Origin of the sequence: Bergeyella porcorum, assembly GCF_042427575.1 — a bacterium.
In the GTDB taxonomy this organism is placed as follows: domain Bacteria; phylum Bacteroidota; class Bacteroidia; order Flavobacteriales; family Weeksellaceae; genus Bergeyella; species Bergeyella porcorum.
In genome coordinates, this window is record NZ_JBHMFD010000004.1 from 1 (window position 1) to 13,516 (window position 13,516).

Here is a 13,516-nt window from a genome sequence, read left to right on the forward strand (position 1 = left end):
CGCCAGTTTTTAATTTTGAACTCCTCATTGAGAAATCAGTGAGGAGTTTTTTTTTGTCTTTGTACGAGGGTACGGTTGTACAATGTACAATGTACAATGATTGATCAATAGGTGTTAAGTGCTGAGTTTTGAGTGCTGAGTTTTCACCATCAACCGACAACGATCAACCATCAACAAGCTTTACAACCTTCTCGCTTTTTCTAACTTCTAATTTCTAACCTCTAACTTTAAATCTTGAATGATAAAAAATATTCTTGAAAGTTAGATTATAAGTTAGTATCTTTGTGGCATTGGTGAACTGTAAAAAGTTTTAAAAGGGAATTTGGTGAAAATCCAAAACAGACCCGCTGCTGTGAGCTTCTAAAAAAAGTTCTTGGCTTAAAATATCCACTGTTTCTGCTGAAATGGGAAGGATGCCGAGAGTGAAGCAAGTCAGAAAACCTGCCAATGAATATTTAGGTTTGACGCTTTCGAGGAATAAAGCTAAGAACAATGATTTCTTCTTAATTTGAGGAGAAATTGTAGTCTTATCCATTAGCGTCATCATTATTAATAATTGCTAATGGTGACAAATTTATTTATATTTCGGCAGATATTGATATTCTGCATTTTTCTGTTTTCTGCATTTTGTTTTTCTCAGAACAAGAATGATTCATTGCGTTTCAAAAATATTTCTGAGATACATCTTTATAAGAGAGATTTTAAAGAAATACTGCCTGCTCAAACTCTTTCAGGAGTAACTTTGGATCGTATGAATAGTCATTCTGTAGCTGATGCGATGCGATATTTTTCTGGAGTTCAGATTAAAGATTATGGAGGTATTGGTGGGCTAAAAACTATTAATATCCGTAGTATGGGTAGCCAGCATATTGGTGTATTTTATGATGGTATCCAGCTTGGAAATGCTCAGAATGGAGTAGTTGACCTAGGGAGATTTTCTCTTGATGATATTGAAGAGATTTCCTTATATAATGGGCAGAAAAGCGATATTTTTCAACCTGCTAAAGATTTTGGAGCATCAGGTTCTGTGTATCTACAGCCAAAGGTTCCGTCTTTTGAAAAAGGAAGGAAGACCAATCTTACGATTCGTTTAAAGAATAGTTCTATTGATTTATTTAATCCATCTTTTCGTATAGAGGGAAAGATTTCAGAGCGTATTTCTGCAAGTTTTAGTTCGGAATTTTTGCAGAGTGATGGGGTTTACAAGTATAGATATAGGAGATTGAATTTGGATAATTCTGTGGCATATGATACAATTGCCAAGCGTTTGGATGGCGATATTACCGCTAAGCGATTTGAAAGTGGTTGGTATGGGAAGATGGATGGAGGAGATTGGGCAGTTCGTGGTTATGCTTATTTATCAGATAGAGGGATTCCTGCGGCGATTGTAAACGGTAGATTTGGAGCGAGGGGACAACGGCTAATAGATGAAAATTTTTTTGTGCAAGGACATTGGAGGAAGAAACTTTTCCCAAAATTTGAAACTCAATTGAAGCTCAAAGCTGCCTATGATTTTACCCATTTTATAGATACTGTGCGTACACAGGCTGCTTATCCCGTAGAAAACGAATATATCCAGAGAGAATTGTATTTTTCAACTTCAAATCTTTATACTATATCGCCAGTTTGGGATGTTAATCTGAGTTATGATTTTCAGTATAATAATTTAGATGCTAATCTGATTAATTTCTCTTATCCAGAGCGTTTTACTTCTTTATTAGCTATGGCAAGTACTTACCAATGGAGGCGTTTAAAATTTATGGGAAGTTTTTTAGGAACTTTCGTGAGAGAAAATGTAGAACGAAATACCAAGTCTCCCGATAAAGCGGAATGGACACCAGCTCTCTTTTTGAGTTATCAGCCATTTGAGAGCAAAGATTTTCATCTTCGAGCGTTTTATAAGAGGATTTTCAGGATGCCTACTTTCAATGATTTATATTATACAATGATTGGAAATTCTTTTCTGAAGCCAGAGTATACTTCTCAGTACAATTTAGGATTTGCTTACAAAAAAAAGATATCTCATCCTATCTTTAAATCCATTAATGTAAAAATGGATGGATATTTTAATAAGGTGGAAGACAAAATTATAGCAGCTCCTAATGGTAGTATGTTTCGCTGGATGATGCTAAATTTAGGTAATGTGGAAATCTTAGGTATAGATATGAATGTACAGTCTGAATTGCATTTGGGAAGTTTATACTTAAAACCACTACTCAATTATACTTATCAAAGAGCAAGAGATTTTACAGATAGAGCTGAGTCTTATTATGGACATCAGATTCCTTATACGCCGTGGCATTCTGGGAGTTTTTCTTTATTGGCAGATTATAAGACTTGGGGTTTCAATTATAGCTTTGTTTATGTAGGTGAACGGTATGATGCACAGCAAAACAACATAAGATACAACTATGTACAGCCTTGGTACACTCACGATTTATCCCTTCATAAAAACATCTTTTGGGGCGAGCATAAGTTTAGAGCGAGTTTTGAAATCAATAATATTTTGAATCAATACTATGATGTAGTTCTCAATTATCCAATGCCGGGTAGAAATTATAGATTTATTTTAAGTTTTGTATTATGAAAAGCGTAGTTCTATTTATTATCGTTTTGTTTACTCTATGTTCTTGTAGAGGAGATGAATATATTATATCAGAAGAGAGAGAGACTATAGCACCGCCACAGAATGCAGCTATCCGAGGTTTTTATCTTTTGAATGAAGGTAATATGGGGAGTAATAAAGCTACAATAGATTATTTTGATTATACTACAGGAACTTATCATAGAAATATCTACGCTACCATAAATCCTAATGTGGTGAAAGAGTTGGGAGATGTGGGGAATGATATTAAAATCTATGGAGGAAAGCTATATGCCGTGATTAATGTGTCTAATAAAATAGAAGTTTTAGATGCTAAAACCGCCAAGAGAATCACCAGTATTCCTCTTCAAAACTGTAGATACCTTACCTTTTTTGGAGGAAAAGCCTATGCTACAAGCTACGCGGGGTCGGTAGAACTTAACCCTAATGCACCACTAGGAAAAGTAGTAGAGATAGACACCCTTTCTCTATCTATTACCCGAGAGTCCATAGTAGGATATCAGCCAGAGGAATTGCAGGTAGTGGGGAGAAAGTTATTTGTAGCCAACTCTGGAGGGTATCGTTTTCCGAACTATGATAATACTGTTTCGGTGATAGATTTAGACCATTTTAGGGAAGTCCAAAAGATAGAAGTAGGTATCAATCTTCATCGTATGCAGAAAGATGCTTATGGAGACTTATATGTGAGCTCACGAGGAGACTATTATAATACACCTTCTAATCTCTATCTGTTGGATAGCCAAACGGGAACAGTGAAAAAAGATTTTGGTATTGCTGTGAGTGGGATGACTATCGCTAATGATAAGCTCTATTTTTACGGTAATGAATTTAGCTACAATACCCATTCTTACACCAAGACCTTCGGAATTATAGATGTAAAAACTGAAGAAATTATTTCTAAACAAATAGTAGATGCAAGCTATCAAGAGGAAATCAAAACACCATATGGGATTGCTGTAAACCCCATCACGGAAGAAATTTTCCTTACAGATGCTCGTAATTATGTTTCTACGGGTTATATCTATTGTTTTGATAAAAATGGAAAACTAAAATGGAAAACAGAGGCAGGAAATATCCCTGCTCATATCGCTTTTTTGTATAATAAATAGAATAAAATATATACTAATGAGAAAAATAATTACCCAAAACACACTTCTATTTGGGACGCTACTAGCGATGTTCTCTTGCAAAGATGATAGAGGAGTAGAAGAGGATAATGGTCTTACTTCAATCACCATAGAAAATCATTATTCTATTGTCCGTTTCAAAGTGCTCAACATTAGCTCTGGAGCTAAAGAATCTTCAAAGGTAGAATGGTATGCTAAAGTGTCAGATGGAAATAATGCGACTAAAGATTCTCTGCTTAGCCAAATGTCCACATTGGAATTCATTAGCCCTTATGCGAAAAATTACGACATTATTTTGAAGGTATATGAAGGGGAAAAGGTAATGGAATATCCTACTAAAATCTCTGTAATGAAGGAAAGTTTACCATATAGTAAATATATAGCGGATGTTTTAGAGTATCGCCCAGCAGTAGGGCAGTTTGTGAATAAAATGCCTTCTTATGAACAAGGAAACACCGCAGAGGATCTGAGACAAAAGGCAAGAAAAGCTTTACTAAGTAATGAGATGATTAGCTTAGGGGGATATGGAGGCTATGTGGTTTTTGGGTTTGATCACACGATTCCTAATTTAGAGGGAAGAGATTTCAAGATTTTGGGAAATGCTTTTTGGGCAAATGCTAGTCAAGATGCTCGTTCTGGCTCTTGTGAACCAGGTATCATTATGGTAGCCTATGATAAAAATAAAAACGGAAAGCCTGATGATGATGAATGGTATGAGATAGCAGGTAGCGAATACTTTAAGGATAAAACTATTAAGAATTATCAGATTACATATTATAAACCAGATGATAATAAACCAGCTGTGCCAGGAGCATCTTGGCAGACGGATACTCAATACATCAGATGGGAAGATAATCAAGGAAATTCTGGGTATAAGAGCAAAATAATGTTTCATACACAGAGTTACTATCCACTTTGGATTGCAGATACTTCCTATACTTTTAGAGGAACAAAACTAGAAAATAATTTCTATGACCAAAGTGGAACGGGCAATTATTGGGTAGGGAAGTCTTATGCCTATGGCTATGCAGATAATGCTCCTAATAATGATGAAGCTTCTGATATAGATATTTCTTGGGCTGTAGATGCCTACGGAAACTATGTAAAACTTCCAGGGATAAACTTTGTAAAAGTGTATACAGGTGTTAATCAAGAAGCTGGATGGCTGGGAGAGGTTTCTACTGAGGTATCAGGTGCATATAATTTATATTTGAAATAATTAAAGTATATTAAATTTTAAACATTATGAGAAAGTTTTACTTTTTTACATTATTGGTTTTGTTTGCATTTTTTACTAATGCACAGATTACCGTGCAAGGTATCCCAAGAAAGGATATCAAATCTCAACCAACAGCATATCTTCCTTATGATGCTAGCTTTACAATGGATGATATTACCTACTGGGTGGGAGAGGGCGAAAATAAAGCAGCCTTTGTTGTTCAGTGGAATGATACTCAAAATCCCAGTGCATTGGTATGGGGATTCAGATGGAATGGAGAAGCTACTGGAGTAGATATGCTAAAGGCAATAGCAAAGGCAGATGCTAGATTTTATTCTTTGATATATGGAGGTACACAGTATGGAGATGCAATAGGAGGATTGGGTTTTGATACTGATAATATTGGGAGTGTGGGGTTATATAAAGATGGAAACCTTACTTACCCTAAATATCCTACAGATGGCATTATAGGAACTACGAGTTATGATTTTGATTCATATACTTCTATTGATACTAATGATCGTTGGCAATCTGGCTGGACAGAAAAAGGATTTTGGAGTTACTATACAAGGGAAACTGAAACTAGTTTCGCTTTCTCTAGTGTAGGAGCAAGTGGAAGAACTTTAAAGGATGGTTCTTGGGATCTTTGGAATTTCTCTGTACAATTTAATACTTTACCTATAGCCACTACTTTTACCCCTGTATCTGCTTATGTTCAAAGAAGTAATTTTACAGATGGCTATTTTGTTTTGAATGAAGGATGGTTCGGGCACGAAGGAGGAACACTTAACTTTATAGGAAATAATGGCGTAGTGGATTATAAGGTGTATAATATGGTTAATGAGGGAAAAACCTTGGGAAATACTGCTGCTTACGGCACTATCTATGGAGGTAAACTATACATTGTTTCTAAACAAAATTATGAAGATAAAGGCGGAAGATTAATAGTAGCAGACGCTAAAACGCTGAAAAAAATAGCTAGTTTTGATGGTATTGGTGGCGGTGATGGGCGTTCCTTTTTAGGCGTTAATGAAAATATAGGATATATAGGAGCTAGTAATGGTATTGTTACATTTGACATCGCTAATATGAATGTGGGAAATATCATACCAGGAACTGGAGGTGGTTCACAGTATAGCGGGCAAATAGGTAATATGATTCGTTCCTCTCAATATGTATTTGCTGTAAAACAAAATGCAGGAATCTTGATAATAGACCCTAAAACTCATACACTAAAAAATACTATTGAAGGAGATTTCCAGTCTATCACACAAGCTAAGGATGGAAGTATTTGGGCTATCCAGAGTACAAAACTGGTGAATATTCATCCAATAACATTTACTACTACAGAATATATTATTCCTCAGACCAAATATTTTACGGCTTGGGGAGCTTGGAATGCAGGAAGTTTTACATATAGTACTCAGCAGAACGCATTATATTGGCTTAATTCTATTAGTAGTTGGTCATCAGGAACTCAAATTGTTAAATTTGACATTACTTCCAAAACTTTTAATGAAAACTTTGCTACGATACCAGGTCAAGATGCTTCACCAAAACAAATCCCTTATGGTGCCGCCCTTAGATTGAATCCTATATCAGATGAATTGATACTTACGACAACACAAAGTGGTTGGGGAGCTAATTATCAAAAAAACTGGATACATACTATTAGTTCTAATGGGGAATTAACGGATACAAAGGTGCTAAATGACTATTATTGGTTTCAATCGATGCCAGTATTTCCAGATAATGTAATGCCTACAATTAATGGTTCTAGTGAGGAATATATAGCACTTAATGCAGAAGAAAAGATTAGTTTGGTTGATGTAGTATCGGATGAGGATAATCTACAAAGAGCAATTGTAAAATCTATTAAATCTAATTCTAATCCATCTTTGGTACAAGCTGAAATAAATGAACAAGATGAACTTGTTCTAACACCTATTGGAAAGGGTATAGTAGATATCGTTGTGAGTTTTAATTCTAATGGACAATTAGCGGAGAAAACTTATCATATAGATACACGGACTCTCCACACTGATGATATAAAACAAGAGCAATTCAAGATTTATCCAAACCCTGCCACAGATTTTATCCAGATTACCAATGCTTCCAATGCAGAGGTGGAAATCTATACTCTAAATGGTAAACTCATCCAAAAGGGCAAAGCTGTCCAAGGTAGATTGGCGTTTCAAGGCATTAAAACGGGAGTTTACCTTGTGAAAATCTCTACCGAAAATAGAACCTTTACTTCAAAACTTATTGTAAAATAGTTTTATAAAGATATTGGTGGATAGAGTAAAATTCACCAATATTTTTTTCAGAAATCTTATCCTATAGACCTATTCATTTACAGCTGACTTAAAATGAGTGGCTATATCGTTTAACCTTTTATAATACTATTATGACCAAAAATTTTATTTCTCTTAAATCTGTTACCACAGCGTTTTGTTTAGCAAGCAGTGTATTGGGCTATGCTCAAAGTTCTACCGATGCCGTTAGCTTTGAAGATGTAAAACTAAAAGAAGCCATACTAAAAGCTTACCCTACGGTGGACGCCAATAAAGATGGCGAAATCTCTTTTGAGGAAGCCCAGAAAGTTACCATAATTAGATTGGCAGATCCAGTAGGAAACAAAGATATTGTTTCAGCAAAGGGAATTGAAGCATTTATAAATCTTACTAATTTTACTCTCGTAAATTCTAAACTTACTTCTATTGATGTTTCTCAACTTACAAAACTTTCTGTCCTCAACCTAAAACAAAATCAAATAGCAGGGGCATTAGATGTGAGTATGCTTACGGAATTGAGTAACTTGGAACTTACTTCTAATCAACTCACTCAGTTATTACTTCCTAAACAAGATAAATTAAGATTCATCTATCTAAATGACAATCTTTTGACGGAGTTGGACGCCTCTCAATTGCCCAAACTAAGCACATTAAATATTGTTAGGAATCAACTTAATACCATTAATCTGAGTGGAAATCAATCGCTTTTAAGACTTCACTTAGATAGCAATCAGTTGCAGAGTTTAGACCTCACGGGATTATCAAAACTCAATTGGCTGAATGTGGATAATAATCAGCTTACAACGCTGGGCTTCAAAGGCAATACCGCTTTGAAAAGTATCTTTCTCAAGAACAATACCGCACTTAGCTCCTTAGATTTTCAAAATGGAGATGCGGAAAACATCAGCATCCTCAATGTAGAAGGCAGCACCTCGCTTACCACCATTTTGAAAGATTGCAATGATGCTTTGCCTGCTACCTTACCTGCTTCCATAGATGTGAAGGACAACTGCGGAAATCTGTCTTTAGCAAGCGTTTCTTCCAATTCTTTCAGTGTTTATCCCAATCCAACTACGGAGAAACTTTATATCCAGACGGAGCATCGCATTATAGACATTAAACTCTTTGATGAATTGGGACAGAATATTCCTATCCAATGGTCTGATGGCACCGTCAATGTAAAACATTTAAACCGAGGGCTGTATTGGTTACAAATCCAAACTGAACACGGAAGTATCATTCATAAAGTGGTAAAGAAATAATAAAATACAATATTCTTTTTTAGGATAAATCTGTTAAAAAATCTTCAGTCTATAAAAGATTGAAGATTTTTTAATGATAAAATTTAGAATATTTAAAGTGTAAATGGTTTTGAAAATATCTTATTTCTAATAAATGTTGCATTTTAATTTAAACTTTTGTTTAAAATACTTGTTTATATTGTTTGGATTTAATAATTTAGCACACTTTAACATTTGAAGTGAATTCGGCTTCAAGGAAAAAATATAGTATATGAAGAAAAAACTATCAATGACCGCATTAGCCCTTATGGGATTCTGGGGCAGTGCACAAGAAGTTATTTTTTACGAAAACTTCAACAATCCAGACAACATCGTAGATTGGCTAGGCTTCGATAGAGATAGAGATGACGAGGCTTGGAGCATTCTCCAGGGAAGTGATGATTTTACTGCATTAGCAGGATGGGATGGAGATGCCGGTCATATGGCGGGGTCTTTCGCTTATAATTTAAACCCTGGGCAAAATGCTCCCTTGGATGTAGATGACCTAGTGGTGAGCCCAGCCATAGATATTCCTGCAGACGGAAAAAGCAAACTAAGCTTTAAAATTGGAGTTACCACCTCTGATATGAGTGACATTACCTATCAACTCTACATAGTAGAAGAAGGTGCAAAATTTAATCCGTTCTTAGCTCCTATAGATGAAGAAAACTTCAACGGGCAGTCGGTAGCGAAAACCAAAGAGATAGACCTTTCTGCTTATAAAGGTAAAAAAGTAAGATTCTATTGGAGACATTATAAAACATTCTTCCAATTTGTACTTCTGCTAGATGAAGTAAAAGTAGTAAAAGAGGAAAATCTATCTACTCAAGAGTTATCTGCAGAGAAGTTTGCGATTTATCCAAACCCTGTAGCGGAAACCTTACATATTGGCGGACAAGGAAAGATAAAACACTATGATATCCACAATAATGCGGGACAATTGGTACTAACAGGCTCTACCAAAGAAGTAGATGTAAAAGCATTACCACAAGGCATCTATTTCTTGACTCTAGTGGATGGAGACAATGTAAAACAAACCTTCAAATTCATTAAGAAATAACTATGAAAAAAATAATACTTGCTCTTTCTGTCATTTCAGGAAGCTTGCTTTATGCTCAGAACTATTGGAAAAAAGCAGAGAGCACAGCTCTATCTGGCAAACAACAGTACAATACTTATCAATTAGATTTACAAAGCCTTAGAAACTACTTAGCTCAGTCTTCTACCGCTAAAGGCAGTCAGGCTACTTTGGTAATTCCTACTTTGGAAGGCAAACTAGAAACTTTTTACATCAAGTCTCTTCCTGTGGTGGCACCTAGCCTAGCCGCTCGCTATCAATTGGAATCATACTATGGGGTTTCTACAGAAAATCCTCATAGAACGGTGCGTTTCAGTGTATCGCCTTACAACTTCCAATCAATGATTATGGAAGGCAATAAGATGCAGTTTATAGACCCTGAAAGAACCACAAAAGACCTCTACATTGTAAAAGAAAAATCTAACAAAACCCACAGCGGAAAGGCTTTTGAATGTACTACAAATGAGAGCGTAGAAGAACAGAATCAAATCAAAGCTCTTTATAAAAAAGCTTCTTCTCAAAAACTAAGCAATAGCTATACGCCTTTTTCTTCTGATCAGAAATATAGAACATTGAGGCTAGCTGTTTCTGTAACGGGAGAATATACTCAGTACTTTGGAGGCACAGCACAAGCTCTAGCACAGATTAATGCAACGCTTACCAGAGTGAATGGCGTTTTTGAAAAAGATATGGCTACCCATTTCACCCTTGTAGATGCACCACAAGTCATTTTTGATGACCCTCTGACGGATCCATATTCTGATGCCGATGATGGCACTGGTGGTGCTTGGACACTAGAGCTACAGAACACCCTTACCCGTATGGTAGGCGATGATCACTATGATATAGGACACCTCTTCGGTGCAAGTGGTGGTGGCGGTAATGCAGGATGTATCGGTTGCATATGCACCAACCCTAGAGTGAATGCCGCTGGCTACGTAACTGGTGTTGGTAAAGGTTCTGCATATACTTCTCCAGCAGATGAAGTTCCCCACGGCGATACGTTTGACATCGATTATGTAGCCCACGAGATAGGACACCAAATGGGAGCCAACCATACCTTCTCCCACGGTATTGAAAACACAGGTGCACAAGTAGAACCAGGCTCTGGCTCTACCATTATGGGCTATGCGGGCATTACTTATTATAACGTACAAAATAACTCCGATGCTTATTTCAGCATTGCGAGTATAAGACAAATGCAAAACGTCCTCACCAGTAAATCTTGTGATACAGAAACAGCTGTTGCCAACACACCACCACAGATTGCTGCATTGAACCAATATACCATTCCGAAAGGAACAGCTTTTGTGCTAAGTGCTAATGTTACAGATGCGGAAAACGACCCCCTCACCTACACTTGGGAGCAAGAAAACTCCGCTACCACAGCAGTCACTAGAGTGTCACCTACAAGAACCAATGGTGCCAATTTCCGTTCCATCGCACCAGGAGAAAGCCCTACCCGCTATTTCCCTAAACTTACCCACGTAATGAACGGAGAACTTACCAAAGTGAGCGATTGGGAAACCATTTCTAACGTAGCAAGAACAATGCAATTCACGCTTACCGTTAGAGACAACCACCCTACCGTAGATCAACAGCAGGTAGGTATTGCTTCTCAAACCATTACAGTAGGTGCAGATGGACCTTTTGTAGTGAAAAATCGCAATACCTTTTATACCGATGGTAGCGCTATCACTTGGGACGTGGCAAATACAGACCAATCTCCATATAATGTAGCTAATGTGAAAATTGACTACACTACTGATAAGGGAGCAACCTGGATAACCGTAGCAGAGTCAACCCCGAACGATGGCTCCGAAAACGCTACCCTATCCAATAGCCTTATAGGACAAAATATTCAAATCAGAATATCGGCGATAGATAATGTTTTTTATGCCGTAAGTCCTGTCTTAACTGTTGCCGACCCTGAAGCTTGTAGTGCTGATGCTCCTAGAAATTTAACAGGACAATACCTTAACGATGAGATTTCACTCACTTGGAATAAAACCAAGGAGGCTACCTACATTGTAAAATACCGCGTAAAAGGCACTACCAATTGGACACAAACCGAGACCAACGATGCCTCTTATCAGATAACAGGCGTAGAGCGTGGAGATACTTACGAAATTCAAGTAGCACAAGTTTGCAATGGAACTACTACCAGTGCTTTCACAAATATTTTAGAAGTATCTATCCCAGATGTGGAGTATTGTAAGCTAATAGCAACAAACTCTGAAATGGAATATATTTCTAATATCAGCATTAATAGTGCTGATGGACAAGCGTTGCTCAACAACACTTCCACAGGCAACGGCTATAGTGATTATTTTAAAGACAGTGATAAAACCATCACTCTGAAAAAAGATTCTCAAAATAACCAACTTTCACTACAAGTCACATTCCCTGGAGGTGAAGACTATTATGAAACCTTTAGTGTATGGGTTGATTTCAACGCAGATGGTCAGTTGAGCGAGAACGAAAGAGTCATCAAAGATTTCATAGAAGACCCTTCTAATGACAACGTAGGAACGCTCACTAAAACCTATACCTTCAGCGTACCAAGCAACGCTGTGGTCAACAAATCACTCAGAATGCGTGTTGCACTGAAAGTAGGACCATCCATCAACTCTGCTCCTGCAAGTGCTTGTGAAGGAAATTTAATAGGTGCTGAAACATCAGTCAACCAATTCAAATACGGAGAAGTAGAAGACTACAAAGTGAGAATAGTAGAGTAGAATACTATATTTACAATATTTTGAAAAGGGAAAATCTGAAAAGGTTTTCCCTTTTTTCAATGCTAAAGTAAAGCAGTTTTTTTTGCCTAACTATTGAATGCGATTTTCAGAAATCAAGGTTTATTTATCAAAAAGTTTTCATATTTTTGCAGTTCAAAAAATTTATAATAACAATGGCAGAATATACTTTTCGTGAGGTAATTGCACAGGCAATGAGCGAAGAAATGCGTAAAGATGAATCCATCTACCTTATGGGGGAAGAGGTGGCAGAATATAATGGTGCTTATAAAGCTTCTAAAGGAATGCTCGCTGAGTTTGGACCTAAAAGAGTAATAGACACTCCTATTGCTGAGCTTGGTTTTGCAGGGATTTCCGTAGGTGCCGCAATGAATGGTAACCGCCCAATTGTAGAGTTTATGACCTTCAACTTCTCTTTGGTAGGGATAGACCAAATCATCAATAATGCTGCAAAAATTCGCCAAATGAGTGGTGGACAGTGGAACTGCCCTATCGTGTTCCGTGGTCCAACGGCTTCTGCAGGACAGCTGGGTGCTACCCACTCTCAGGCATTAGAAAGTTGGTATGCCAATTGCCCAGGGCTAAAAGTAGTAGTGCCATCTAATCCTTATGATGCTAAAGGGCTATTGAAAACTGCTATCCAAGATAACGACCCTGTTATCTTTATGGAATCTGAACAGATGTATGGCGATAAAATGGAAATTCCAGAGGAAGAATATTACTTGCCATTAGGTAAAGCTGATATCAAAAAAGAAGGAACAGATGTTACTTTGGTATCCTTTGGTAAGATTATGAAGCTGGCATTACAAGCAGCAGAAGACTTAGCTAAAGAAGGTATCTCTGTAGAGGTCATCGATTTGAGAACTGTGCGTCCATTAGACTACGATACCATCTTAGAATCTGTGAAGAAGACCAATCGCCTAGTGGTATTAGAAGAGGCTTGGCCATTTGGTTCGGTAGCATCAGAGATTACCTATATGGTACAGCAGAAAGCCTTTGACTACCTTGATGCACCTATCAAGAGAATTACTACTCCAGATGCTCCAGCACCATATTCTGCAGCGTTATTTGCAGAGTGGTTCCCAAAATTGGAAAAAGTAAAAGAAGAAATCAAAAAAGCAATGTACATCAAAGCTTAATTCAATCTAATAAAAAGT

The 13,516-nt window shown here is 37.0% G+C and carries 8 protein-coding genes and 1 riboswitch; all 8 genes read left to right on the plus strand.

Going from position 1 to position 13,516, the window contains the following annotated elements:
- Positions 1–274 precede the first annotated feature (274 nt).
- Positions 275–463, plus strand: a riboswitch (cobalamin riboswitch).
- Positions 464–562: 99 nt separating this feature from the next.
- The 8 genes from ACFFUE_RS02755 to ACFFUE_RS02790 all read left to right on the plus strand — a co-directional run bounded on the left by ACFFUE_RS02755 (position 563) and on the right by ACFFUE_RS02790 (position 13,498).
- A complete protein-coding gene (locus ACFFUE_RS02755; RefSeq protein WP_376832663.1) occupies positions 563–2,587 on the plus strand; it encodes a TonB-dependent receptor in 2,025 nt (674 codons plus the stop codon).
- On the plus strand, positions 2,584–3,714 hold the full coding sequence (locus tag ACFFUE_RS02760; protein WP_376832665.1) for a YncE family protein: 1,131 nt from the start codon (positions 2,584–2,586) through the stop codon (positions 3,712–3,714). The genes ACFFUE_RS02755 and ACFFUE_RS02760 overlap by 4 nt, the downstream gene beginning before the upstream one ends.
- Positions 3,715–3,730: 16 nt before the next feature.
- On the plus strand, positions 3,731–4,951 hold the full coding sequence (locus ACFFUE_RS02765; RefSeq protein WP_376832667.1) for a cell surface protein: 1,221 nt from the start codon (positions 3,731–3,733) through the stop codon (positions 4,949–4,951).
- A 26-nt stretch (positions 4,952–4,977) separates the two neighbouring features.
- A complete protein-coding gene (locus tag ACFFUE_RS02770; RefSeq protein WP_376832669.1) occupies positions 4,978–7,227 on the plus strand; it encodes a DUF5074 domain-containing protein in 2,250 nt (749 codons plus the stop codon).
- 131 nt (positions 7,228–7,358) lie between these two features.
- Positions 7,359–8,507: a leucine-rich repeat domain-containing protein gene (locus tag ACFFUE_RS02775; RefSeq protein WP_376832671.1), complete on the plus strand. Its 1,149-nt coding sequence runs from the start codon at positions 7,359–7,361 to the stop codon at positions 8,505–8,507.
- A 250-nt stretch (positions 8,508–8,757) separates the two neighbouring features.
- On the plus strand, positions 8,758–9,585 hold the full coding sequence (locus tag ACFFUE_RS02780; RefSeq protein ID WP_376832673.1) for a T9SS type A sorting domain-containing protein: 828 nt from the start codon (positions 8,758–8,760) through the stop codon (positions 9,583–9,585).
- 2 nt (positions 9,586–9,587) lie between these two features.
- The gene (locus tag ACFFUE_RS02785; RefSeq protein WP_376832675.1) at positions 9,588–12,341 is read left to right on the plus strand and encodes a reprolysin-like metallopeptidase; all 2,754 of its coding nucleotides are present in this window, start codon (positions 9,588–9,590) and stop codon (positions 12,339–12,341) included.
- A gap of 173 nt (positions 12,342–12,514) precedes the next feature.
- Positions 12,515–13,498 carry a pyruvate dehydrogenase complex E1 component subunit beta gene (locus tag ACFFUE_RS02790; protein WP_376832677.1) on the plus strand — a complete coding sequence of 328 codons (984 nt, stop codon included), beginning with the start codon at positions 12,515–12,517 and terminating at the stop codon, positions 13,496–13,498.
- Positions 13,499–13,516 lie beyond the last annotated feature (18 nt).